This window comes from Actinomadura sp. WMMB 499, assembly GCF_008824145.1.
Taxonomy (GTDB): domain Bacteria; phylum Actinomycetota; class Actinomycetes; order Streptosporangiales; family Streptosporangiaceae; genus Spirillospora.
The window spans coordinates 8415422-8439314 of sequence record NZ_CP044407.1 but is presented as its reverse complement, the minus strand read 5'-3'; the positions used below and the strand labels follow the sequence as shown (position 1 = coordinate 8439314).

Annotated in this window: 25 protein-coding genes and 1 riboswitch; of the genes, 13 read left to right on the top strand and 12 right to left on the bottom strand. The window is 73.1% G+C overall.

Translation table 11 applies throughout. The features are described from left to right. A complete protein-coding gene (locus F7P10_RS38535; protein WP_151016950.1) occupies nucleotides 1–1773 on the bottom strand; it encodes an acetate--CoA ligase family protein in 1773 nt (590 codons plus the stop codon). A gap of 163 nt (nucleotides 1774–1936) precedes the next feature. On the opposite strand from F7P10_RS38535, the gene F7P10_RS38530 reads away from it, so the two are divergent. Beyond that, nucleotides 1937–2572, top strand: a complete 636-nt coding sequence (locus F7P10_RS38530) for a TetR/AcrR family transcriptional regulator (protein ID WP_151016949.1) — start codon at nucleotides 1937–1939, stop codon at nucleotides 2570–2572. Between the two features lie 92 nt (nucleotides 2573–2664). Here F7P10_RS38530 and F7P10_RS38525 read toward each other — a convergent pair whose 3' ends face one another. The 3 genes from F7P10_RS38525 to F7P10_RS38515 all read right to left on the bottom strand — a co-directional run bounded on the left by F7P10_RS38525 (nucleotide 2665) and on the right by F7P10_RS38515 (nucleotide 5300). Further along, on the bottom strand, nucleotides 2665–3396 hold the full coding sequence (locus tag F7P10_RS38525) for an SRPBCC family protein (protein WP_151016948.1): 732 nt from the start codon (nucleotides 3394–3396) through the stop codon (nucleotides 2665–2667). A gap of 293 nt (nucleotides 3397–3689) precedes the next feature. Continuing rightward, a complete protein-coding gene (locus tag F7P10_RS38520) occupies nucleotides 3690–4358 on the bottom strand; it encodes a D-alanyl-D-alanine carboxypeptidase family protein (RefSeq protein ID WP_254716239.1) in 669 nt (222 codons plus the stop codon). A 3-nt stretch (nucleotides 4359–4361) separates the two neighbouring features. Next, nucleotides 4362–4540: riboswitch (cyclic di-AMP (ydaO/yuaA leader) on the bottom strand. 133 nt (nucleotides 4541–4673) lie between these two features. After that, nucleotides 4674–5300, bottom strand: a complete 627-nt coding sequence (locus F7P10_RS38515) for a TetR/AcrR family transcriptional regulator (protein WP_151016946.1) — start codon at nucleotides 5298–5300, stop codon at nucleotides 4674–4676. A 96-nt stretch (nucleotides 5301–5396) separates the two neighbouring features. On the opposite strand from F7P10_RS38515, the gene F7P10_RS38510 reads away from it, so the two are divergent. After that, a complete protein-coding gene (locus F7P10_RS38510; RefSeq protein WP_151016945.1) occupies nucleotides 5397–6320 on the top strand; it encodes an oxygenase MpaB family protein in 924 nt (307 codons plus the stop codon). 32 nt (nucleotides 6321–6352) lie between these two features. On the opposite strand, the gene F7P10_RS38505 is transcribed toward F7P10_RS38510, so the two are convergent. Genes F7P10_RS38505 through F7P10_RS38490 form a run of 4 tightly spaced genes read right to left on the bottom strand, consistent with a single transcriptional unit; the run spans nucleotide 6353 to nucleotide 10669 of the window. Continuing rightward, complete coding sequence (locus F7P10_RS38505; RefSeq protein ID WP_151016944.1) at nucleotides 6353–7402, bottom strand: acyl-CoA dehydrogenase family protein; 1050 nt, start codon at nucleotides 7400–7402, stop codon at nucleotides 6353–6355. Then, nucleotides 7402–8571, bottom strand: a complete 1170-nt coding sequence (locus F7P10_RS38500) for an acyl-CoA dehydrogenase family protein (protein ID WP_151016943.1) — start codon at nucleotides 8569–8571, stop codon at nucleotides 7402–7404. Before F7P10_RS38500 ends, F7P10_RS38505 begins: the two co-directional genes overlap by 1 nt. Beyond that, a complete protein-coding gene (locus F7P10_RS38495; RefSeq protein WP_151016942.1) occupies nucleotides 8568–9509 on the bottom strand; it encodes an acyl-CoA dehydrogenase family protein in 942 nt (313 codons plus the stop codon). Before F7P10_RS38495 ends, F7P10_RS38500 begins: the two co-directional genes overlap by 4 nt. Beyond that, nucleotides 9506–10669: an acyl-CoA dehydrogenase family protein gene (locus F7P10_RS38490; RefSeq protein WP_151016941.1), complete on the bottom strand. Its 1164-nt coding sequence runs from the start codon at nucleotides 10667–10669 to the stop codon at nucleotides 9506–9508. The genes F7P10_RS38495 and F7P10_RS38490 overlap by 4 nt, the downstream gene beginning before the upstream one ends. A 101-nt stretch (nucleotides 10670–10770) precedes the next feature. Between F7P10_RS38490 and F7P10_RS38485 the strand changes: the two genes are divergently transcribed. Further along, complete coding sequence (locus F7P10_RS38485; protein WP_151016940.1) at nucleotides 10771–11577, top strand: FadR/GntR family transcriptional regulator; 807 nt, start codon at nucleotides 10771–10773, stop codon at nucleotides 11575–11577. On the opposite strand, the gene F7P10_RS38480 is transcribed toward F7P10_RS38485, so the two are convergent. Then, complete coding sequence (locus F7P10_RS38480; RefSeq protein WP_176611817.1) at nucleotides 11574–12374, bottom strand: SDR family NAD(P)-dependent oxidoreductase; 801 nt, start codon at nucleotides 12372–12374, stop codon at nucleotides 11574–11576. The genes F7P10_RS38485 and F7P10_RS38480 overlap by 4 nt on opposite strands. Beyond that, complete coding sequence (locus tag F7P10_RS38475; protein ID WP_218040260.1) at nucleotides 12371–13927, bottom strand: class I adenylate-forming enzyme family protein; 1557 nt, start codon at nucleotides 13925–13927, stop codon at nucleotides 12371–12373. Before F7P10_RS38475 ends, F7P10_RS38480 begins: the two co-directional genes overlap by 4 nt. 90 nt (nucleotides 13928–14017) lie before the next feature. On the opposite strand from F7P10_RS38475, the gene F7P10_RS38470 reads away from it, so the two are divergent. The 4 genes from F7P10_RS38470 to F7P10_RS38455 are packed head-to-tail and all read left to right on the top strand — an operon-like array spanning nucleotide 14018 to nucleotide 18517. Then, nucleotides 14018–15166: a CaiB/BaiF CoA-transferase family protein gene (locus F7P10_RS38470; protein WP_151016939.1), complete on the top strand. Its 1149-nt coding sequence runs from the start codon at nucleotides 14018–14020 to the stop codon at nucleotides 15164–15166. Nucleotides 15167–15176: 10 nt separating this feature from the next. Then, on the top strand, nucleotides 15177–16343 hold the full coding sequence (locus F7P10_RS38465) for an acyl-CoA dehydrogenase family protein (protein WP_151016938.1): 1167 nt from the start codon (nucleotides 15177–15179) through the stop codon (nucleotides 16341–16343). 15 nt (nucleotides 16344–16358) lie between these two features. Continuing rightward, nucleotides 16359–17252 carry a CoA ester lyase gene (locus F7P10_RS38460; RefSeq protein ID WP_151016937.1) on the top strand — a complete coding sequence of 298 codons (894 nt, stop codon included), beginning with the start codon at nucleotides 16359–16361 and terminating at the stop codon, nucleotides 17250–17252. After that, nucleotides 17249–18517 carry an acetyl-CoA hydrolase/transferase family protein gene (locus tag F7P10_RS38455; RefSeq protein ID WP_151016936.1) on the top strand — a complete coding sequence of 423 codons (1269 nt, stop codon included), beginning with the start codon at nucleotides 17249–17251 and terminating at the stop codon, nucleotides 18515–18517. Before F7P10_RS38460 ends, F7P10_RS38455 begins: the two co-directional genes overlap by 4 nt. On the opposite strand, the gene F7P10_RS38450 is transcribed toward F7P10_RS38455, so the two are convergent. Next, on the bottom strand, nucleotides 18514–19080 hold the full coding sequence (locus tag F7P10_RS38450) for a hypothetical protein (protein ID WP_151016935.1): 567 nt from the start codon (nucleotides 19078–19080) through the stop codon (nucleotides 18514–18516). The two genes, F7P10_RS38455 and F7P10_RS38450, sit on opposite strands and share 4 nt — an antisense overlap. Continuing rightward, nucleotides 19077–19502: an ATP-binding protein gene (locus tag F7P10_RS38445; RefSeq protein WP_151016934.1), complete on the bottom strand. Its 426-nt coding sequence runs from the start codon at nucleotides 19500–19502 to the stop codon at nucleotides 19077–19079. The genes F7P10_RS38450 and F7P10_RS38445 overlap by 4 nt, the downstream gene beginning before the upstream one ends. A 256-nt stretch (nucleotides 19503–19758) precedes the next feature. Between F7P10_RS38445 and F7P10_RS38440 the strand changes: the two genes are divergently transcribed. The 6 genes from F7P10_RS38440 to F7P10_RS38415 all read left to right on the top strand — a co-directional run bounded on the left by F7P10_RS38440 (nucleotide 19759) and on the right by F7P10_RS38415 (nucleotide 23836). After that, the gene (locus tag F7P10_RS38440) at nucleotides 19759–20748 is read left to right on the top strand and encodes a helix-turn-helix transcriptional regulator (protein WP_254716238.1); all 990 of its coding nucleotides are present in this window, start codon (nucleotides 19759–19761) and stop codon (nucleotides 20746–20748) included. Then, nucleotides 20745–20939: a DUF397 domain-containing protein gene (locus tag F7P10_RS38435; RefSeq protein WP_151016932.1), complete on the top strand. Its 195-nt coding sequence runs from the start codon at nucleotides 20745–20747 to the stop codon at nucleotides 20937–20939. Before F7P10_RS38440 ends, F7P10_RS38435 begins: the two co-directional genes overlap by 4 nt. Before the next feature lie 25 nt (nucleotides 20940–20964). Beyond that, a complete protein-coding gene (locus F7P10_RS38430) occupies nucleotides 20965–21147 on the top strand; it encodes a DUF397 domain-containing protein (protein ID WP_151016931.1) in 183 nt (60 codons plus the stop codon). A 19-nt stretch (nucleotides 21148–21166) separates the two neighbouring features. Further along, nucleotides 21167–21349 (top strand): DUF397 domain-containing protein, encoded by a 183-nt coding sequence (locus tag F7P10_RS38425; protein WP_151016930.1) that lies wholly within the window; start codon nucleotides 21167–21169, stop codon nucleotides 21347–21349. Between the two features lie 69 nt (nucleotides 21350–21418). Continuing rightward, complete coding sequence (locus F7P10_RS38420; RefSeq protein WP_151016929.1) at nucleotides 21419–22171, top strand: MerR family transcriptional regulator; 753 nt, start codon at nucleotides 21419–21421, stop codon at nucleotides 22169–22171. A 156-nt stretch (nucleotides 22172–22327) separates the two neighbouring features. Then, nucleotides 22328–23836: an alpha/beta hydrolase gene (locus F7P10_RS38415; RefSeq protein ID WP_151018568.1), complete on the top strand. Its 1509-nt coding sequence runs from the start codon at nucleotides 22328–22330 to the stop codon at nucleotides 23834–23836. Nucleotides 23837–23893: the final 57 nt, after the last annotated feature.

Here is a 23893-nt window from a genome sequence, read left to right as displayed (position 1 = left end):
TCATCCCTCCACTCGCGGTTGCGGATCCACGGGTTCTCCTCCGGCGGGCGCGTCACCGAGCCGCACGCGGCCGCGGGCCCCGCCGGGTCCGGCGGCGAACGCCGACAGCCGGGACAGCAGGCCGGCCCGTCCGGGCGGCGCGTCGAATCCCGCGCGGGCGAGCATGCGCCGCGCGTGCGCGGGGTCCACCGGGGCGGTCCCGTGGGTGCGGCGCCCCACCGGGGCCGCCGGGTCGATCGAGATCATCGGGCCGAACGCGCCGTCGTGGGCCGTCACGATCGGCCGCCCGCCGCCGTCGGCTCCGTCCGCCGCCTCCAGCTCGCGCGCGAGATCCGCGATGCCGCGGCCGCCCGGATCCCGGGCGGGGACCCGCTCGGGGGCGGGACGCAGCGCGTGGCGCATCAGGGCGGACAGGGCCCGGACGGCGCGGGCGGGGTCGGTGTAGACGGGGACACCGGCCCGGGCGAGCAGCTCGCGCGGCCGTCCGCTGCCCCCGGTCCAGACGACGAGCATGGGCTTGGACGTCCGCGCGTAGGCCGCCGTCAGCGTCTCGACCACCCGGTCGGACTCGCGGTCGGCGTTGCCCAGCAGGACGGTGATGACGTCGGTGTCCGGATGTTCGAGCGCGACGTCGAGGACGCGCTCGAGGATCTCCGGGGACTTCAGGAACGAGCCGGTGATGTCCAGGGGGTTGCGCGCGGACCCGTAGGGCGGGACGACCTCGGCCACCCGGTCGCGCCAGCGGGGCGACCAGGCGGGGACGGACATGCCCGCGGCGATCGCGCCGTCGGTCAGCAGCACGCCGGCGCCGCCGGACATGGTGAGCACGGCGAGCCGGTCTCCGGCGGGGCGGCGCCCGGCGGCGAGCAGGCCGGCGATGTCGATCATCTCCTCGAGCCCCCCGGCGCGGACGACGCCGAGCTGGTCCAGCACGTCGTCGACCGGCCCGTCCTCGACGGGCCGCGCACCGGTGTGCGCGGCGGCGGCGCGCGCGCCCTCCTCGGTGACCCCCACCTTGACGAGGACGAGCGGCTTGCGCGCCCGCGCGGCCGCGCGTCCGGCCCGCAGCAGCGCCGCGGGGTCGGAGATCCCCTCGAGGTAGCCGAGCACGACGCCGACGTCGTCGCTCTCCAGCAGTTCGCACATCAGCTCGGGCGCGGTCACGTCCACCTCGTTGCCGGTGTTGGCGAAGTAGCCGATGCCCATCCCCGCGGCCTGCGCCGCACTGAAGAGGAACGTTCCAAATGCCCCACTCTGGCTCACGATGGCGACCGGTCCGGGCGTGAGGCGGACGTCGCCGTCGAGCGCGGAGGTGAACGTCGGGACGACCCCGCCCGCCGTCGCGATGCCGCCCAGGCAGTTCGGGCCGAGCAGCCGGATGCCGGTCTCGGCGCAGATCTCCCGCAGTTCCCGCTGCAGCCGGGCCCCCTCCCCCGCGGCCTCGGCGAAGCCCGAGGCGAACACGACGGCCAGGGGCACCCCGGCGCGGGCGCAGGCGCGCAGCTCCGCGGCCACGGCCGGGGCGGGCAGCGCGATGATCGCCAGGTCGACGGGCGTCTCGCGGTAGGCCGCGATGCCCGGGAAGGCGCGCAGGCCCTGCACCTCCTCCCGGCGGGCGTTGACGGGGACGATCCTGCCCGCGAAACCGAACCGCTGGAGGTAGTCGACGGGACGGCCCGACAGTTTCGCGGGGTCGTCCGAGGCACCGATCACGGCCACGGTCCGCGGCTGGAACAGGGAGCGCAGCAGCCCCGGTCCCGGCTGATCCGACATCGACGGCGTCCTCTCCACCCGAACTTAAACCGAACGTTGTTAGGCAGGGGAGACCGTATAACTAACGTTGTATGGTTTTCAAGGCCCGGTTCGGTCCGCGGGACGCGGTCCCCCGGGCACCGCACCGCACCGGCCGCGCACGCGGCACCGACGAGGGAGACCGATGGCACGACCGAGCACGCCGTTGCTGAGCCGCGAGCGCATCCGCGCGGCGGCACTGGAGATGATCGACGGCGCGGGGCTGGCCGAGCTGACCATGCGGGGGCTGGCCAAACGCCTCGGCGTCCAGGCGCCATCGCTGTACAGCCACTACCCGACCAAGGAGCAGCTGCTGGAGGACGTCGCCGACGAGGTCATCGACAAGGTCGACTACTCCGGCCTCGAGGGCGACGACTGGCGGGCGGGCCTGGCGTCCTGGGCGCGCTCGTACCGGGCGGCGCTGCGCGCGCACCCGCACATCGTGCCGCTGATCGCCTACGGTCCCGGCAGGTTCGAGGAGATGCTGCGCCGGGCGGACGCCGTCCACGGCTGCCTCGTCCGCGCCGGATGGCCGCCGCGGCTGGCCACCATGATCGGCGCGTCCGTGAAGTACCTGGTGGTCGGCGCGGGGATCGGTTCGTTCTCCGGCGGGTTCAGCGACGACGCCGCCGTGTACGGCGACCGCTACCCGCACCTCCAGCAGGCGTACCTGCTGCCCGAGTTCGCCCAGGAGATCGACGAGGACAGCTTCGAACTCGCCCTCGGCGCGCTGCTGGACGGCCTGACCCGCCATCCGGCGGCGCCCCGGACGGCGGGCTGACGCGGTACCACCGCCCGCGCTCCGGGCGGTGGTACCGGATCACCCGACGATCGGGGCGAGGGCGGCGGACCGACGCGTCGCGCCCGCGCTCGCTAGGACGCCGAGCGGGACGCGCGCCGTCCGAGGACCCGGCGGGCGACGAGCAGGCCGAGGAGCAGCGCCGTCCCGGCCGCCACGGGGCCGGCGTGCTTGAGGGCTCCGCCGCCGGCGGCGCCGAGCAGGTCGACCGGTGCGGCGGGCGCGCGGGGCGCCACCGTGTTGGACGGCGCCGTGTTGGACGGCACCGTGTTCGACGGCGCCGCACCGTTCCCGGACGTCTCGGACTTCTCGGACGCGTCCGGCGTCCGGGCCCGTTCTTCCTCGTCCGGGCCGGACGCCGGACCGGCGGAGAGTTCGGCCGCGAGGTTGTCGGCGAACCGGTCGATGAGCGCGCCGGCGACCTCGGTGAGCGCGCCGCGGCCGAACTGCGCGGGCCTGCCGGTGATGGCGAGGTCGGTCTCCACCAGGACGTCGGTCGCCTCGCCCGCGGCCACGAGCCGGCAGGTGACGACCGCCTTGGCGGTGCCGTTGCCGCGCAGTTCCCGCCCGGCGGCCTCCAGGACCGCGACCCGGGCCTCCTCGTCCTGGGAGACGAAGGTGACGGTGCCGCTGTAGGTGAGGCCGATCGGTCCGAGCTTGACCTTGATCTTGCCGCTGTAGGCGTCGCCGTCGCGCGCGGTGAGCGTCGCCCCGGGCACGCACGGCGCGATCCGCTCGATGTCCAGCAGCACCCGCCACGCCTCCGCGACCGGTACGGGGATGCTGAGGGCGTTCTCGAGTTTCATGGGGAATGAGTCCTTGTCGTCGCCTGCGATCCGCGCCTGGAAACCGGATTGCCCCGCCCCGGTGGCGGCGCGCGGGCGCTCGTTCCTTCGTCCGACCGGCCACCCGAGAGAGCAATGTTCACGTTTAACGAGAACGTTACTATCAGCCTCGTTCGGTGGGAACCCGCAGATCCCCCCGACGCACTCTCCCGGCTCGCCGGACGTCCCGGACGAGACGTCGCGGGGGAAGCGGAGGTGGAGCGTCGCCGCGAGGCACGGCCGGTGCGGCCGTGCCTCGCGGCGTCCGGGACGGGTCAGCCGTTCCGGCCGGCGTCGAACTCCCAGTGCCAGGGCTCGTACGGGTTGCTGTAGGCCCAGTCAGGGTGAATCCAGCCGTACTCCTCGGCGTTGTCCTCCAGCCACTCGAACTCGGGCGTGCCCTCCTCCTCGACGCCGCCGCACAGGTCGGCGGCGAGGCCGTCGCCGTGGTTGCTGTTGCCCGGTGCCGCGGCCATGCCCGACGGCATGCTCCGGTACAACTCCTCCTGCCTCTCGTAGCTGCGATAGGAACTGCGGACGCACATCTGCTCGCCGAAGCGCTCGTGGTAGGCGGCGTTCAGCTTGTAGAAGGCGGCCGCCGCGTCGGCGCGGAGCGATTCGTCCTCCTGCGGCAGCGGGCACAGGTCCTCGTCGGGGATCCGCCCGTTGGTGTACTCGAGCTCCGCGGCCTCGTCCGGCTCGCAGTCGGCCGGGAGGGCGGGCGGAGCGTCCTCGCGCTCGTCCTTCTTGTCTTGCTCGTCTTGCTCGCCCGAGTCCGCGGACTTCTCGGTCGGTTCGGCGTGGTTCGCCGAGAGCGTCGCGGCCCCCGGTCCGCCGGGGCCGTCGCCGCCGGCCGACGCCAGGGCGAGCGAACCGGCGAAGATGCCCGCCAGCGCCATCCCGGCCAGCGGTGCGGAGACCTTGCTGACATGCCGATGTATCACGGCTTCTCCTTCCATGCCGCCTACCGGGTTAGCTGTCGGATTCGGGCATGGAAGACGCCCTACGACCGCCTCGTCTGGCAAGGCGTCGATTCACCCCTGCGCGGTGCCGCGGACCGTGGTCCGGACGCCGCCGCGTTGGTTCCCCGGCTCCGCGCGCGGCGCGGACTCGGCGTCGCCGCCGTCAGCCCGCGAGCCGGTACGGCTCGGGCGACGGCGGGCACTGGTCGATGTTTCCGGCGCCCAGGGCGCCAATTTTGGGACATGACGGTACCAAAGCCCCAAGAGACTGCAAACGTGGTGTCAAGTCCGGACCGGCTAGGACTCCCGGCCGCGCAGGTAGCCGATGACCAGGTCGGCGAGCTCGTCCACCATGCGCTCGTGCGGGATGGACGGACGGTCGAGCACGTACCTGACCGAGACCGAGCCGACGATCTCGGTCAGCATCCACAGCGTCGTGTCGATGTCCAGGTCGTCGCGGAACGCCGAACGGTTCAGGAGCAGCTGGACGCGGACCAGGTCGGTCAGCCGCCGCTGCAGCCCCGCGAGCTTGTCGAACGGACCGAGCCGCGGGATCTGCTCGACGATGATGCGCAGCAGGTCGGCGTGCTCCTGGAAGAGCCGGATCTGGACGTCGAGCAGCGCCCGGCCCGCGACCGGCCACGGCTCGTGCATGGTGGCCTCGATCTGGGCGCCGAGCCGCTCGGTGAGGTGGTCGGCGAACCGGTCCACCACCGCGACCATGATGGCGTCCTTGTTCGGAAAGTACTGGTACAGCGATCCGTTGCTGATGCCGGCGGCCGCCGCGATGCGGTTGGTGGACGCGCCGTCGTACCCGCGCTCGGCGAGAACGCGAGTGGCGGCGTCCAGGATGCCCTCGACCGTCCGGCGCGAGCGGTCCTGCCGGGGAATCCTCCGGGGCGTCAGTCCAGGTGGGCGGCTCATCGGCGACCTCTCGGCGAAACGCGACTTGTAAGCGACTGCTTATTCGCGTTCAACTTATCCCGACGCACCCTGTCTGCGGAAGGAAGGGACGAGGAGATGACGACCGAGCAGATCGCCCCGGCACGCGAGCCACGGGAACGCGAGCCCCGGGAACGCGCGCGCGAACCCGTCCCCTTCGGGCCGGGCTCGATCCTCTGGGACACGATGGGCCTGTACAGCTCGGCGGTGGCCGGCAACAGCGTCTTCATCCTGCAGTCCATGCACCCGGCGATCGGCACCGTGGTGGACCGGCTGTCGAGCTTCCGCACAGACCCGGTGGGACGTGCCATGCGCAGCTTCGCGTCGGTGCAGACCTGGGTGTACGGCGGGCAGGACGCGATCGACGAGGGCCGCCGGCTCCGCGAGATGCACAAGCCGCTCAGCGCCGTCGACGAGGACGGGAACCGGCACCACGCGCTGTCCGCCGAGCCGTGGGCGTGGGTGCACCTGACCGGTTTCTACGCCGCGGTCACCGCGTCCCGCTACTTCGCGCCGGAGCCGATGAGCGAGGAGGAGCAGCGGCAGGTCTACGCCGAGTTCCTCGACCTCGGCCGCATCCTGCAGGTGCCCGAGCGGATGTTCCCGGCGACCATCGCCGACTACTGGGACTACTTCGACGACATGGTCGAGAACACGCTCGTCCCGCACAAGGTCGCACTCGAGGTCCTGGACCGCATGGACCAGGTGCCGCCGAACGTCCCGGCGCGGCTGCGTCCGGTGGTGGCGCCGCTGAGCCTGGTCGGCGGCAGGCTCGGCCGGCTCATCACCGTCGGCACGCTGCCGCCCGCCGCCCGCGCCAAGCTCGGCCTCTCCTGGTCCGGCGCGGACGAGCGCCGCCTGCGCGCCGTCGGCGCGGTCATCGGCCGGAGCACGCCGCTGCTGCCCGAGCGGCTCCGGTACATGCCGATCGCCTACCGCGCCCGGGAGGCCGCGCGGGCCCAGGAGAAGCTGCGCAAGGTCCTCGAGGAACGCCCCCTCTGACACCGGGAGCACTGACGCCGGGAGCGTCCGCCTCAGCGGCGGGCGCGGCGCCCGGCCAGGCGGGCGCGGTGCTGCGCGGGCGTGCCGAACAGCGAGCGGTTGAGCGCGGCGCGCTTGAGGTACACGTGGACGCCGCTCTCCCACGTGTACCCCATGCCGCCGTGCAGCTGCATCGCCTTCCCGGCGACCTCGACGGCCGCCGTGCAGGCGTACGACTTCGCCATGGCGGACGCGGCGGCCGCGTCCGGCCCGCCGTCCGCCTGGGCCCGGACGGCCGCGTCCACCAGCTCGCGGGCCACCGTCACCTGGACGAGCATGTCGGCGCACGCGTGCTTCACCGCCTGGAAAGAGCCGACCGGGCGGCCGAACTGGTGCCGGACGCTCGTGTGCGCGACGGTCGCGTCGAGCATGGCCTCGGCGATCCCGAGGCTGTCGCAGGCCACGGCGACCGCGGCCCGGTCGCGCAGCCGCCGCGGCGCGTCCGGGACGCGGAAGCGGTGCACCGACTCCGGACGGACGGCGGCGCCGTCGGCCGCGACGCGCCCGAGGCTCCGGGTCGCGTCCAGGACGGGCCGGTCCCCGACGGTCAGCTCCGCCGGGTCGACGTCGACGACGACGGCCGTCCCGTCCGGTTCGAGGGCCGGGACGAGGACGCGGTCGGCGGCGGGGGCGTCGAGGACGAACCCGGCCGAGCCGTGCAGGCGCGCGCCGTCCGGTCCCGAAGCGCCGGTGAGGCGGAACGCCTCGGTGCCCTCGGCGTCGATCGCGACGACGGGCACGGCGGTGCCCGCGACGGCCGCGCGGAGCAGGCCGTCCCGGACCGGGCCCGGGTGCAGCAGGTCGAGCGTCCCGATCGCGAGCGCGGCGACCGACGGGTAGGGGCCGGGCGCCGCTGCCCTGCCGATCTCCCGCAGGACGACCGCGACCTCGGCGAAGGTGCCGTCCGCGCCGTCGAACGCGGCCGGGACCTCCAGGCCGGGCCATCCGGCCCCGGCGATCGCCGCCCAGTCCGCGCCTTGGGCGAGCAGGCCGGACGCGGACGCGCGCAGCTCGTCGTGGAACTCCGACAGGTCCGCGGGCATCAGCCCTCCCTCGGTTCGCGGGGCAGGCCGAGACCGCGCTCGCCGATGATGGTGCGCTGGATCTCGCTGGTCCCGCCGGGGATCGTCCATTCCCACGAGGCGAGGAAGTCCAGCGGCCAGGCGCCCGACTCCCATCCGCTCGACAGGGGTTTGCGCAGGTCGGTGTGGGCGGCGAGCCCGGCGGCCTCGGTGCCGAGGTCGGTGATCCGCTGCAGCAGCTCGCTGTAGAACAGCTTCACGATCGAGGCGTCCGCCGGGCCGGGCCGGTCGGCCGCCACCAGCTTCGCGCACAGCGCGCGGAGCCCCGTCAGCTCGATCTCCAGGGCGGCGAGCCGGTCCGCCGTCAGCGGGTCGTCGAGCGCGCCGGTCCGCCCGCACAGCTCGACCAGCCGGCGGAAGCCGCCGCCGAGCCGTTCGGCGAGTTCCAGCATGGTCATGCCGCGTTCGGCGCCGAGGGTCTCCTGCGCGACCCGCCAGCCCGCGTTCTCCGCCCCGATGCGGTTCGCGGCCGGGACGGCGACGTCGTCCAGGAAGATCTCGCAGAAGTGCGACTCGCCCGTCGCCTGCCGGGTGGGGCGGACGTCGATGCCGGGCGTCCGCATGTCCATCAGGAAGTAGGAGATGCCGCGCCGCTTCGGCGCGTCCGGGTCGGTGCGGGCCAGCAGCAGGCACCAGTCGGCGTGCGCGGCGCCGCTCGCCCAGCACTTCTGCCCGTTGACGACGTAGGTGTCGCCCTCGCGGCGCGCGGACGCCCGCAGCGCGGCGAGGTCGGAGCCGGCGTCGGGTTCGGAGAACCCCTGCACCCAGATCTCGCCGTCGAGGATGGCGGGCAGGTGCCGCCGCCGCTGCGCGTCGGTGCCGGCGGCGAGCAGCGTGGACGCGGCGTGGTGGATGGAGACGAACGCGAGGACGAGCCGGGGCGCGTCGTGGGCGGCGAGTTCCTCGTAGAGCACGGCCTGCTCGGGCACGGGCATGCCGCCGCCCCACTCCCGCGGCCAGTGCGGGACGGCGAACCCGGCGCGCCGCAGCTCCTGGAACCACTCCTTCTGGAAGGCGACGAACTCCTCGTCCGGGACGCCCGTCTGCGCGGGCCGCCAGTCCTTCGGGACGTGCTCCCGGCACCAGTCGCGGACGCCCGCGCGGAAGTCGTCGAGTGCGGCGCCCGTCACCGGTCGCCCCCCGGGAACAGCCCGGTGAGGCCGCGGTGGCCGATCTCGCGGGTGAGCCGCTCGCGGGTCGCGGACAGGCCGAGCGGCAGCCGCCGGATCGGCCGGCTGTACCGCGACACCCACGACAGCGGCGACTCGTCGCAGAAGCCGATCGCCCCGTGCAGCAGGTGCGCGGTGCGGAACACCGCGTCGGCCGCCTCGAGTGCGGCGAGCCGCAGCGCGAGCGCGTCTTCCAGTGCCTCGGGCAGGCCGGCCTGCACGCTCCACAGCGCGTACTTCGCGAGGGCCTCCACGCCGCTGCGCTCCACCTCGGCGTCGGTGAGCTGGAACTGGACGCCCTGCTGCTTCGCGAGCGGACGGCCGAACTGCTCGCGGGCGAGCACGTGCGCGCGGGTGAGGCCGATCGCGCGGTCGAGCATCCCGAGGAGCGTCCAGCACGGCAGGACGAGGCCGAGGGCCGCGTCACCCGTGCCGTCCGCGTCGAGCGGACCGACGTCGAGCCCGGTGACGAACGCGCTGGTGCGGGGTCCGTCGGCCGACGGGAGGGCGGTCGCGGCGCCGCGCCGGCCGTCCAGGGTCACCGCGGTCCAGCGCAGGTCGAGGCCCGCGGCGGGGGCCGCGGGCGCGGCGCCGGCGACGACCGCGAGCGCGTCGGAGGCCGGATCGGCGGGACGGGCGAGGCGCTCGGCCACCGGGTACGGGAGGGCCCAGTGCCCGGCGGCGCGGCACAGCGCGGCGGCGGCCTCCAGGTCGGCGGGGTCGCCGCGCGGGTCGAGCTCCCACGCGCCGAGCCCGTCCAGGACCGGTACCACCGCCTCCGCACGGCCGCCGGGGTCGAGCTCGGCCCGCTGGACGAGCGCGTCCCCGCCGGCGGCCTCGAACGCGCGCATCGCCTGCCGCCCGTACTCGGCGGCCTCGTCGCTCAGTTCGATGATCATGACGCCGCCAGCAGGGCGCGGGCCAGCAGCATGCGCTGGACGTCGATGCTTCCGGAGGCGACGGTCGAGGCGTGCGAGTACTTGCGGTGGTCCTCGACGGCGCGGCGGAACAGGGCGGTCTCGTCGTCTCCGGCGCCCGAGCCGTCCGGCCCGGCGTACTCGGCGATCTCCGCGAGGACGTCCGCGCTCTCCTGGTCGAGGCGGGTCACCGCGATCCGGTAGGCCGCGGCGTCGTTCGGCCTGACCCGGCCCTCCTGCTGCATCGCGATCACGCGGTAGGCGAGCAGGCGGGCGCGGCGGCAGTGCGTCAGCATCCGCGCCCACCGCACGCGCAGCTCGGCGGGAAGCCCGTCCCAGGCACTGCCGAGGACGCGCGGGGCGGCCTGCAGCAGCCGCTCGCAGCGCGCGTAGCGGGCGATGCCCACCCGCTCGAACGACAGGACCTCCTGGACGACCGTCCAGCCCTCGTCGATCTCGCCGAGCACCGCGCCGGGGCCGACGCGCACGTCGTCGAGGAACACCTCGTTCAGGTGGTGCGGTCCCATCAGGGTGTCGATCGGCCGGACCTCGACGCCGGGGGCGTCCATCGGCACGAGGAAGATCGTCAGCCCCTGCTGCTTGCGTTCGCGGCGGGCGGTGCGGGCGAGCAGGAAGCACCACTGTGCCATGGTCGCGTAGGAGGTCCAGACCTTCTGGCCGGAGATCGCCCAGCCGTCGCCGTCGCGCCGGGCCGAGGTGCGCAGCGACGCCAGGTCCGAGCCCGCGTCGGGCTCGCTGAAGCCCTGGCACCAGATGACCTCGCCGCGGGCGATCGGCGGCAGGTGGGCGCGCCGCTGCTCCGCGGTGCCGTGCCGCATGATCGTCGGCCCGACCCAGTTGACGCCCATGTACTGGGCGCCGCGCGGTTCGTGGTGCGCCCACATCTCCTCGCGGACGACCGTCTGCTCCCAGTGCGAGGCGTCCCGTCCGCCGTACTCCGCCGGCCAGGCCGGGCAGAGCAGGCCCCGCTCGGCGAGCAGCCGGCAGAACTTCTGCGCGGTCTCGAGGTCGGCCGGGTCGTCGGTGAAGGCCCCGAGGTAGCCGGGCGGGACGTGCTCGCCCACCAGCCGGCGCAGCTCGCCGCGGAGCTCGGCGGCGGCCGGCCCCATCGTGAAGTCCATGGAGCGTACGGTAAGCTAACCTTATAAGGATTGCAATACTCGCAATCCCGTGCCGGACAGTATAATCGCGGCATGCACAGGGATCTCAAGGAGCCGACTGCGTGACGCCCATCCGACAGACCCGTGTCCCGCAACGCCGCATCGCCGAGACGGTCGCCGACGAGCTGCGCGGCCGGATCCTCGCGGGCGACGACGCCTATCGCCTGCCCACCCAGGACCAGCTCGTCCAGGAGTTCGGCGTCAGCTACCCCTCGGTCCGCGAGGCGCTGCGGATCCTCGAGACCGAGGGCCTGGTGACGGTCCGGCGCGGCAACGTCGGCGGGGCCGAGGTGCACCGCCCCGACGGCGCGTCCGCCGCGTACCACCTCGGCCTCGCCCTCCAGGGCGGCCGGGTCACGCTGCGGGACCTCGCCGAGGGGCTGCAGACGCTGGAGCCGATGTGCGCCGCCGAGTGCGCCCGCCGCCCCGACCGGGCGGAGACGGTCGTCCCCGCGCTGACCGCCAACATCGACGCGTGCGCGGAGCTGATCGGGGACGGCCTCGCCTTCACCCGCACGGCCCGGGAGTTCCACGACCTGCTGGTGTCCTGCACCCCGAACGCGACGGTCCGCTACATCGTCAGCAGCCTCGTCGCCCTGTGGTCGGCGCAGGAGGTGACGTGGGCGGAGGCGCTCACCCGGCGCGGCGAGTACCCGTCCCGGGAGGAGGCGGAGAGCGTCGTCGGCATCCACGGCCGGATCCGCGACGAGATCGCCGCCGGCCGCCACCGGGAGGCGGGGCGGCTGGCCCGCTCCCACCTCGCCGCCACCCAGAAGCTGCTCCTCGACCGCTTCGACGACGACGTCGTCAACGCGTCGTCGGCGCAGGCGCGGCAGGCGATGCAGGCCAGCCGCGGCACCCACATCTAGCGCGCGGTCCAGCCGCCGTCGACGACGATCGTCTGCCCGGTGACGTAGCTCCCGGCGTCCCCGGCGAGCCACACGACGGCGCCGACGACGTCGTCCGGGGTGCCCTCCTTCGGCAGCGGCGTGTTGCGGCGGAGGTACTCGGCGCCGCGCTCGCTGTCGTAGAGCGGGCCGGTGATCTCGCTGCGGAAGAAGCCGGGCGCGACCGTGTTCACCCGGATCGAGTGCCGCGCCCACTGCACCGCCAGCTCGGCGGTCAGCCCCGACAGCCCCGCCTTGCTCGCCGCGTAGGACGCCTGCGGGATGCCCGGCACGCCGACCAGCCCGCTGATGGACGAGACGTTGACGATCGTCCCCCGCCCGGCGTCGCGCATGTGCGGGAAGGCGGCCTGCGCGAGGACCAGCGGCGCCACCAGGTTGAGGTCCAGGGTCCGGCGGACGGCGTCGAGCGGCTCGGCCTCGGCGCGCTCCTCGGTGAACATGCTCCCGGCGGCGTTGACCAGGATCTCCGGCGGCCCCAACCCCTGCGCCGCCGCTTCGACGACGGAACCGGCGCGCTCCGGGTCGGACAGGTCGCAGGCGACGGCGAGCCCGCCGATCCGCCCGGCCAGCGCGTCGAGCCGGTCGCGGCGGCGCGCCACCACGGCGACCCGCGCGCCAAGCGCGGCGAGCGCCTCGGCCACCGCCGCGCCCAGGCCGGACGAGGCCCCCGTCACGATCGCGACCCGGCCGTCGAGACCGAACATCCGCGCGGCGGCACCCGCGGGCGCCCCCGCCTCGTTCTCTCCCGCCCCGCTCATCGGCCCGTCCACTCGTGCGCTCCCGTCTCCCGCTGCCGCTCGACCATCTCCGGAAGCCCCGCCCGCTGCACCTTGCCCATCGCGTTCACCGGCAGCGCGCCGACCCGGACCCAGATCTCCGGCACCTTGTACGGCGCGAGGTCGCGGCGGCAGTGCTCGGCGAGCGCCGCGGTGTCGGGCGCGGGCCCGGAGCCCTCCAGGACGGCGGCCACACGCTGCCCGAGCCGCTCGTCCGGCACCCCGCACACCGCGACGCCGTCCACGTCCGGATGCGCGCCGAGGACCCGCTCCACCTCCAGCGGGTAGACGTTCGCCCCGCCGCGGACGATGACGAGCTTCTTGCGGTCGAGGATCGTCACCCAGCCGTCGGCGTCGACCGTCCCGATGTCCCCGGTGGGGACGAGCCCGGGATCGCGCGGGCGGACGCCGCCGTTCTCCCAGTGCCCGAGCATCGGCCGCCACGCGCCCGCCCACGGGCCCTCGGCCGTCCCGTCCAGCCGCAGTTCGCCGAGTTCGCCGGGCGGCAGCCGGTCGCCCGCGTCGTCGTAGGCGGCGACGTCGAAGTGCGGGAGCGGCCGCCCGCTCGCGCGCGGGCGCCACTCGTCCCCCGGCGGGTCGATGGAGACGACGGTCGGCGCCTCGGTCAGGCCGTAGGTAGCGCGCGGGACGATCCCGTGGGTCTCGGCGAACGCGCGGCGCACCGCGTCCGGGGTGTCGCTGCCGCCGCTCCACACCTCGCGGAGCGAGGACAGGTCCAGGTCGGGGCGCCCGGCGAGGTCGTAGAGCTGCGCGGGGGCGGCGTTCCACACCGTGACCCGGTGGCCCGCGATCCACCCGGCGACCCCTTCGACGTCCCGCCGGTCCATCAGGATGGAGCAGCCGCCCGCCTGCGCGGTGAGCAGCGTGGACAGCACCATCAGGTTGAGGATCGTCAGCGGGAAGCTGTCGCCCTTGCGCAGGTCGGGGCCCCAGCCGCGGGCGGCGACCAGGGCCGCACCGGGCAGCAGCAGGTTGTGCTGCCCGTGCACGACCGCCTTCGGACGTCCGGACGTGCCGCTGGTGAAGGCGATGCCCGCGGGCGCGTCGGCGTCCACCTCGACTGGGGGCGCCTCCTCGCCGCGCTCCAGCAGCCCGGCCCAGCGGTCGGGGTCGACGCGGCCGGGCACGTCGATCCGGCAGCGCGCCCCGGCGAGCAGGACGGCCGGTTCGCACAGGTCGTGCAGGTCGCGCTGCTCCGCTTCGGCGAGGGCCTCCCCGACGCCCGCCCAGATCGCCCCGATCCGCTGCGCGCCGTGGAAGGCCGCGACGATGTCGAGGTCGTTGGGCAGGCAGGCGGCGACCCGGTCGCCCGGCCGCACCCCGAGGGACCACAGCGCCCCCGCGGCCCGGCTCGCCCGGTCGTCCAGTTCCGCGTACGTCCAGGCGCCGGAGGCGGCCTCGACGGCGGTGGCGTGCGGACGCTCGACGAGCGCGGCGTCCAGGACTTCGGCGATCGCGCCCGGCATCCGGCGGAGCCCCCCGGATGCCGCTTCGTCAGGCTGGCTGCTGCTCACCCGATGTTGATATCACTATCCTTACAAGTATTCTACCTATAGTCCCGATCAGGGCCGTTCCGATCAGACCCCCCGCGGAGGCTCGCAGGAATGAACCACACAGGCCCGCTCTCCGGGGTGCGCGTCGTCGACCTGACCGCGATGGTCATGGGCCCCTACTGCACCCAGATCATGGCCGACATGGGCGCGGACGTCATCAAGGTCGAGCCCCCGGCAGGCGACAACACCCGCTACATCTCGGTGGGGCCCGAACCGGGCATGGCGGGAGTCTTCGTCAACGTGAACCGCGGCAAGCGCAGCGTCGTGCTCGACCTGCGCGGCCCCGAGGGCGCGGCGGCGCTGCGCGAGATCGTCCGGACGAGCGACGTGTTCGTCCACTCGATGCGCGGGCGGGCCGTCAACGCGCTCGGGTTCGGCTACGCGGACGTCGCCGCGATCAACCCGTCCATCGTCTACACCAACTGCTACGGCTACGGGCGGCGCGGCCCGGACGCCGACCTCACCGCCTACGACGACACGATCCAGGCGGAGTGCGGCCTGCCGTCGGCCCAGCAGGCGCTGACCGGCGAGACCGGCTACGCGGCCACGATCCTGGCGGACAAGGTGGCCGGGCTGACGGCCCTGTACGCGACGATGATGGCGCTGTTCCACCGGGAGCGGACGGGCGAGGGCCAGGAAGTCGAGGTCGCCATGTTCGAGACGATGGCGGCGTTCATGCTGGTCGAGCACGCCAACGGCGCGATGTTCGACCCTCCGCTGGGCCCCGCGGGCTACCCCCGCGCGCTGGCGCCCAACCGCAAGCCCTACCGCACCAAGGACGGGCACGTCTCGGCGCTCGTCTACAACGACAAGCAGTGGACGGCGTTCGTCGGGGCGGTCCGCCCGGCGTGGGCGGACGAGCGGTTCGCGACCCTCGAACAGCGCGCGCGCCAGATCGACACCGTCTACGCGCTGCTGGAGAAGACGTTCCTGGAACGCACCACTGGCGAGTGGCTCGAACTGCTGCGGTCCCTCGACATCCCGGCCGCGCCCGTCCGCACGCTCGACGAACTCTTCGACAACCCCCACCTGAACGAGGCCGGCTTCTTCGAGACGGTCGAGACGCCGAACGGCCCGGTGCGCTTCCCCGGCGCGCCCGCCTGGTTCTCCCGGACGCCCGGCCGGGTCGCGGGCCCCGCGCCCCGGCTCGGCGGCCACACCGGCGAGGTGCTGGACGAACTCGGCCTCGGCCCCGCCTGATTGGACGATCATGGACTTCACGCTCACCGACGACCAGCGCGGCATCCGGGACGCCGTCCTGGAGCACTGCTCCCGTTTCCCCGACGAGTACTGGATGCAGCGCGACCACGAGGGCGTCTTCCCGCACGACTTCCACAAGTCGATGGCGGAGTCCGGCTGGCTCGGCGTCGCGATGCCGGAGGACGTCGGCGGCGGCGGCCTCGGCATCACCGAGGCGGCGATCATGATGCAGGCCGTCGCCGAGTCCGGCGGCGGGATGACGGCCGCGTCGAGCATCCACGGCCCCGTGTTCAGCATGCAGCCGGTGAACCTGTTCGGCACCGAGGGGCAGCGGCGGCGGATGATCCCGCCGGTACTCACCGGCGACCACCGCATCTGCTTCGCGGTGACCGAGCCGGACGCCGGGCTCGACACGACGAAGCTGCGGACCCGCGCGGAGCGGCGCGACGGCGGCTACCTGGTGAACGGCGAGAAGATCTGGATCTCCGTCGCGCAGGTGGCGGACAAGATGATGCTGCTCGCCCGCACCACCCCGCTCGACGAGGTGAAGCGCAAGACCGACGGGCTGTCGCTGTTCTTCACCGACCTCGACCGGTCCAAGATCGAGGTTCGCAAGATCGACAAGATGGGCCGGCACGCCGTCGACTCGAACATGCTGTTCATCACCGACCTGTGGATCCCCGAGGAGGACCGGATCGGGGCCGAGGGCGACGGCTTCAAGCTGATCCTGCACGGGCTCAACCCGGAGCGGATCCTGCTCGCCGCCGAGGCCACCGGGCTCGGCCGCGCCGCGATCGACCGCGCCGCCCGCTACGCGAACGAGCGCGTCGTCTTCGACCGTCCGATCGGGATGAACCAGGGCATCGCGCACCCGCTCGCCAAGTGCTGGGCCCAGCTCGAGGCGGCGAACCTCATGGTCATGAAGGCCGCCACGATGTTCGACCAAGGGCTGGACTGCGGTGTCGAGGCGAACACCGGCAAGTACCTGGCCGCCGAGGCCGGGTTCGAGGCGTGCCACACCGCGATGCTGACGCTGGGCGGCATGGGCTACGCGCAGGAGTACCACGTGGAGCGCTACCTGCGGGAGGTGCTCATCCCGCGCACCGCGCCGGTGAGCCCGCACATGATCCTGAACTTCCTGTCGGAGAAGGTGCTCAAGCTGCCCAGGTCCTACTGAGAAGACGGAGAAGAAGTGGCAGACAACGCAGAGACCTTCGGCGCCCGCTCCTGGCTGTTCGCCCCGGGCGACAGCGAACGGAAGATGGCGAAGGCCGCCGCGGGCCCCGCGGACGTCGTCCTCCTCGACCTGGAGGACGCCGTGGCCGAGGAGGCGAAACCCGCGGCCCGCACGGGCGTCGCGTCCTTCCTCGCGGACCGTCCCGAGGACGAGCGCGGACGGCTGTGGGTGCGGATCAACCCGCTCGACGGCCCGCACGCGCTCGCCGACCTCGCGGCGGTCGTCCCGTCCCGGCCCGGCGGCGTCATGCTCCCCAAGGCGCGCGGACGCGCGGACGTGGAGGTCCTCGACCACTACCTGTCCGCGCTGGAGGTGTCCGCCGGGATCGAGCCGGGGACGATCCGGGTCATCGTCCTCGTGACCGAGACGGCCGCGGCGATGTTCACCACCGGCACCTACAAGGGCGCGCCCCGCCTGGTGGCGATGACGTGGGGCGCGGAGGACCTCGCCGACGCCGTCGGGGCCAGCGAGAACCGCACGCCCGACGGCGAGTACGGCTTCACCTACGAGCTGGCGCGCAGCCTGACCCTGCTCGGGGCCGCCACCGCCGAGGTCGCGCCGATCGAGACGATCCAGGGCGACTTCCGCGACCTGGACGGGCTGCGCGCGCGGGCCGCGCGCGTCCGCCGGGACGGCTACCGGGGCATGCTCGCCATCCATCCCGACCAGGTCGCCGTCATCAACGAGGCGTTCACCCCCACCGACGAGGAACTCGCCGACGCCCGCGAGATCGTCGAACTGTTCGACGCCGCGCCGGGCGCCGGCGTCGTCTCCCACCGGGGCGCGATGCTCGACCGTCCGCACCTCGCCCGCGCGCGGGCGCTGCTGGCCGCCGGGGGACGCTCGTGAGGACGGTCGACGCCCCTGACCTCGACCTCGCGGACGTCCTGCGGCCCGGCGACCGCATCGTCATCGGGCAGGCATGCGGCGAACCGACCACGCTGATCGAGGCGCTCATCCAGCAGGGCCGCGGCATCGGCGGGCTCTCGGCCTTCATCGCGACGAGCTTCTCCGGGCTGTTCACCCCGGAGGCGACCGAGTCGTTCGAGCTGTCGAGCATGGGCGCGATCGGCGCGCTGCGCTCGCTCACCAAGGCGCACCGGCTCACGGTGATCCCGTGCCACGTCAGCCAGGTCGGCCCCCTGGTCGAGGCGGACGTCATCGGCTGCGACGTCGCGTTCGTCCAGGTCAGCCCGCCCGACGAGGACGGGAACCACAGCTTCGGGCTCATCAGCGACTACGTGCGCGCCGCCGTCGCGAAGGCCCATGTCGTGGTGGCCGAGGTGAACGAGCGGGTGCCCCACACCCACGGCGAACTCCTCCACGCCTCGGAGATCGACCTCGCCGTGCACGTCTCGCGACCCCCGGTCGAGGTGCCGCCCGCCCGGATCACCGCGACCGACGAGGCCATCGCGGAGCACGCCGCCGCCTACATCGAGGACGGCTCGGTCGTGCAGACCGGCGTGGGCGCCGTCCCCGACGCGATGCTCCGGCTCCTGCACGACCGCCGCGACCTCGGCGTCCACTCCGGGATGCTGGGCGACGGGCTCGTCGAGCTGATCGAGGCGGGCGCCGTCACCAACGCCCGCAAACCCATCGACCAGGGCGTCTCGATCACCGGGGCGCTCATCGGCACCGCCCGCCTCTACGGGTTCGCGCACCGCAACCCGCTGATCCGCATGACCCCCACGTCCTACACCCACGACGCGGGCGTCCTCGCGCGCCTCGACAGGCTCGTCACGATCAACTCGGCGATGGAGGTCGACCTGACCGGCCAGGTGAACGCCGAGCAGAGCGGCGCGTCCTACGTCGGCGGCACCGGCGGCCAGGTCGACTTCGTCCGCGCCGGGGCCCGCTCCCCCGGCGGCCGGGCCATCACCGCGCTGCCCGCCACCGCCCGCGGCGGCACCGTCAGCCGGATCACCGCCGCCCTGTCCGGCCCGGTCACCACGGCGCGCAGCGACGTGGACGTCGTCGTCACCGAGTTCGGCGCGGCCGAACTCAAGGGCCGCAGCCTCGCCGAACGCACCCGCCGCCTCATCGCCGTCGCGCACCCCGACTTCCAGGAGGACCTGGAGCGCGAGGCGCACACCATCCAGAAGCGGGGGTTCTAACCCGGCGCCCGGTAACGCCCGTACTCGCGGACGAGCAGTTCGGACGGCATCGCGGGCCACCGGCTGAGCGCACCGGTCCCCCGGTCCACGATCAGCACGGGGCTGATGTCGTCGGCCGCGATCTCGGCGGGCCGCACGATGAACCCGTCCCGGAACTCCTCCACCGACACCGGGATCGGGCGCCCGCCGAGGCAGGCGTCCGCCCGCCGCCACGCCTCCGCCCGGTCGACCGGCGCCGGGCGGACGGCGTAGGCGGCCAGCACGTCGGCCAGGCCGCGCAGCGTCCGGCACTCGGGCGTCCCGCACCCCCGGCAGATCGGCGCGCCGTACGGATCGTCCCCGGGCCGGTGCGCGGACAGCACGCACGTCAGCGCGGCCGTGCACGCCAGCGTGAGCCGCCGCGCCTCCCGCACGAACCTCCGCGTGTGGGGGTCGAGGCGGTTTTCCCCGGCCTCGGCGACGAACCGGTCGATCGCCGGGTCGTCCGCACGCATCGCGGCCGACATCACGGCATGGACCCGCTGGTGCACCTGGTGGTGCGTCCAGGCCGCCGGACTCCTCACGCCGACCACTCCCCCGCGAACATCGCCGACACCGTGCGTCCCCGGTCGTCACCGTCCCACGCCCAGCTCGCGGCGATGAGGGCGATCGTGTGCAGGCCGCGCCCGGACTCGTCCAGGTCACCGGCCTCCCGGCACACCGGCTCCCCCGGACCGCCCTGGTCGGTGACGGCGACGCGGACGCCGTCCCGCCCGTGCGCCAGCTCGACGGCGAACCGGCCGCCGCACCGCCCGGACCTCGTGTGCCGGAGCGCGTTGACGACGAGTTCGTCGGCGGCGAGCAGGACGTCGTCCAGGTAGGGGCAGTCGGCCAGCAGGCAGCCGACGAACCGCCGCACCACGCGGGCCTGCTCGGGACCACCGGGAAACGAGCGCCGCCACCGCAGCGGGGCGGGCTCTGCTTCCAGATTCAGCAACGGAGACATGATCGATCACCTCGGTTCACGAGCGGAGACGATGTTGCGGATCTATCGAGTCACCTCTCATCCACGAGCCAAGCGTCACACCAAGTCACCGACTGAGCACGGAAAATCCGTCTAGGGGCGCCGATCTGCACAGGCCGTCCGTTCACGTGCCCGCACCGCACGCGCCGGACCCGCACGTGCGCCCCTCGCAAGTTCCGATGCTGAACGTGCAAGACCTGCACGTGCAGATTTTCGTCCCTCGCCCGCCAACCTGCGCGTGCTGCACCCTCCGGCCCGCGATCGGCATTACATTGCCGACAAAGACAACTTCATAGAGTTACCAATCCATGCACTCAGTAGTCCCCCGCGCACTTGGGAGGCGACCTTGCATAGCCCCTACGTACGCCGCCGTCGACTGGCCACCGAACTCCGGAAGGTCCGCGAAGCCCGCGAGCTGACCACCGACGACGTCGGCCGGCTCATCTACCAGTCCCGAACCAAGATCACGCGTCTCGAGAACGCCCAGGTCCGCCCCGACCTCCACGACGTCATGGACATCCTCGACGCGCTCGACGTCACCGACGCCAAGCGCGACCGGATCATCCGGCTCGCCCGGGACGCCGGAGAGAAACACTGGTGGGACCGCTTCGGCGAGTCCATGGGCCCCCGGCAGAAGCTCTACGCGGACCTGGAGTCCGGCGCCGACGGCATCCGAAGCTACAACCAGACGGGCATGCCCGCCGTCCTCCAGACACCCGAGTTCATCGACGCACTCGTCGAACTCGACGCCTGCCAGGGAACGCTCGCCTACCGGCCCGAACGCATGGCCGAGGCCCGGGAGCACCGCCAGAAGCGGCTGCTGTCACCGAACGGCCCCACCTACGACGCCGTGCTGGACGAGACCATGATCCATCGGCTCGCGGTCCCGCCCCCGGTGATGGCCGCCCAGCTCCGCCACCTCGTCGACATGGTCACGACCGAAGAGAGGATCACCATCCAGGTGCTCCCCAGCAACGCTCGCATCCCCGGAGGACTCCTGCCGAAAGCGTCGTTCTCGCACTACACATTCCCCGAGCCAGGCGACTCGGCCATGGCGGTCGTCGACACCGTCACCACGGACATCGTTCTGACCAAACGCAACGAAGTCGCCACCTACACGGAGTTGTACGAGCGAGTCAGTGAAGCCGCGCTGTCCCCCGAAGAGAGTCTCACCTTCCTCAGTCAGGTAGCCGACCGGCACTTCGACGGGGCAGGATCGGAAGCATGACCAAGCACTACACGGGCTGGCGCAAATCAAGCCACAGCGACCCCAACGGTGATTGCGTCGAGGTGGCCCAAGCCGCAGACGACACAATCGGCATCCGCGACTCCAAGGCCCTCCCCACCGGGGCCGTCCTCGAACTCACCCACGCAGAGTGGAAAACCTTCCTCTCCCACATCCGCACCGCGTCCATCTGAACCTACGAGCGCAGAACGGTCCCAGATGACCAGGAACTACACCGGCTGGCGCAAATCAAGCCACAGCGAACCCAACGGCCACTGCGTCGAGGTCGCCCAAGCCACAGACGGCACGATTGGCGTCCGCGACTCCAAAGCACTCCCCACCGGCGCCGTCCTCGAACTCACCCACGCAGAGTGGGACGCCCTCCTCGCCCACATCCGCTGAGCACGCAACGGGGCGCAGCATGACCAAGCACTACACCGGCTGGCGCAAATCAAGCCACAGCAACCCCGACGGCCATTGCGTCGAAGTGGCCCAAGCCACAGACGGCACAATCGGCATCCGCGACTCCAAAGCACTCCCCACCGGCGCCGTCCTCGAACTCACCCACGCAGAGTGGACGACCTTCCTCTCCCGCATCCGCTGAGCACGGACGGGCCGCCCCGACCAGCGAGGGTGGGGTGGCCCGTGCCGTGTGAACCGAAGGAGAAAGTCCTTGCGCAGCAGTAAGCTGGCCGCGCTCGCCGGGGTCACCGTCCGCACTCTGCGGCACTACCACCAGATCGGGATCCTGGACGAGCCCGAGCGCTCGGTCAACGGCTACCGCGACTACGACGTGCGCCACCTGACCCGGCTGCTGCGGATCACGCGCCTCTCCGAGCTGGGCCTTCCGCTCGCGGCGCTCCCGGACGTGCTCGACGATCATCAGGCGGCCGAGGCGATGCTCGACGAGCTGGACCGGCAGGCGGCCGATGAGATCGAGCGGCTCACCACCCGCCGGGCGAACATCGCGCGCCTCCGCAGCCAGGGCGCGATGCCCGACCTGCCGCCGGAGATGGCCGCGCTCGGCCCTACCCTCAGCGCCGTCGCCGACACCGCTCCCGACATGGCGCGCCACGAGCGCGAACAGGTCGCCCTGATCTCGCGGTTGGTCGGCGAGACCGGCACGTCCGCCCTCGCCGACGCCATGGCGCAGAACGCCATCTTCAGCGAGGCCACCGCAGAGCTGATCCGGCGCTTCGCCGAACTCGGCCCGGACACGCCGGACGAAGCCATCGAACAGCTCGCCGACGACATGCTGACGTGCTACCGGCCACTCCTGGAGAACTGGCCCGACATCGTGCTCGGCTCGGAGGCGTCCTCGATGCTCGCCGCCTACGGCGAGCACAACCTCAACGACCAGCAGCGCCGCGCTAACAAGTTGTTCGCCGAACGGGTGATCAACGCCGGACCGGCCGAGCCCGCCTGACCGATCCTCGCGATGCGCGGGTTGACCCCGACGCGACGTCGTGGTTTTGGCTGTTGTCCCTGCCGTTCACTGTGAACAGGAAGGGAAACAGTGCTGCCACGTCGTTCCGGCGTCCGGAGATCACGCGTTCCGTCCCGCACGAAACCGGCCGTCGTCATGGGCGCCACGGCGCTGACGCTGCTGCTCGGCGCCTGCACCGCGCAGGTCGGCGCGCAGCCCGCCTCCGCAGGCACCGACCTGGACCGCTTCTACGGGCAGGAGCTGACGTTCGCGGCCTGCGATCCGCCGGACCCGGCGCCGGGTGTGCCCGCCGTCGAGGCCGAGTGCGCGCGGCTCAAGGTGCCGCTCGACTACCGGAACCCGGACGGGCGACAGGCGGAGATCGCGCTGCTGCGGGTGCCCGCGCGGGGCGGCGACCCGATCGGGTCGCTCGTCGTGAACCCCGGCGGGCCCGGCTTCCCCGGCACCGATCACGCGGCCCTGATCGCCGCCGCGTGGGCGAAGTCGCCGATCACCGAGCGCTTCGACGTGGTCGGGTTCGACCCGCGCGGCGTCGGCGGCTCGACTCCGGCGCTCGACTGCTACACCGACGCCGAGCGCGACCGTGGCGCGAAGCTCTCCTCGATCCCCGCGGGCCTGGACGACTGGACCGAGCGGGAGACGCGCGGGCTCGTCCGGCAGTGCGCCGAGCGCTCCGGCGGCGAGAAGGTGCTCGCGCACGTCGGCACCCGAGACGTCGCGCGGGACATGGACGTGCTGCGCGCCGCCCTCGGCGACGAGAAGCTGTCCTACGCGGGCACCAGCTACGGGACGCGACTCGGTGCCGTGTACGCGGAGATGTTCCCGAAGAAGATCCGCGCGCTGGTGCTGGACGGGGCGTTCGACCCGCTGGCGGGCACGCACGAACGGCGCGTCCAGCAGGCCACCGGAATGCAGCGGACGTTCGAGCGCATGGCCGCGTCGTGCGCGACCGAGCCGGGCTGCCCGCTCGGCACCGACCCCGACCGCGCCACCGCCGTCTTCCAGACGCTCGTCCGCCCGCTGGTCGACGTCCCCGCGCGGACGTCCGACGGGCGCGGGCTGACGTTCGAGCAGGCGGTCGAGGGCGTGACGGCCGCGATGTACGCAGAGTCGATGTGGCCCGTCGCGATCGCGGGCATCACCGAACTGCGGGCGGGCAAGGGCGACACCCTGCTCAAGCTGCGCGATTCCTACCACGGCCGGACCGCCGACGGCACGTACCCCGAGTCGCTCGAAGCCAGCATGGCGATCAACTGCCTGGACGAGGAGCGGCACACGCCGGATCAGGAGGCCGCGATGAGCCGCGCCTGGTACGAGGCCGCGCCGTTCACCGATCCCGGTCGCGGGGTCGGGCAGCCGCGCGACGGCTGCGAGCACTGGCCCATCCAGCCGACGCTCGACTACCCGTACGCGACCGGCATCAAGGGCCTGGCCGACACGCTCACGGTCTCCGTCACGGGCGACGCGATCACCCCGCACGCGGGCGGCGTCAGCCTGGCCCGGACGCTCGGCGGCAGCCTGCTCACGGTAGAGGGCGAGCAGCACGGCGCCCTCCTGACCGGCAACGCCTGCGTCTCCAAGACCGTGGCCGCCTACCTCATCGACCTCGAGTCACCGGCCGAAGGAGCCCGCTGCAAGCTCTGAGCCGGAGGCCCGTCCCGTGAGAGAGCGGGACGGGCCTTCTCTTCCCCCGGTTCCCGA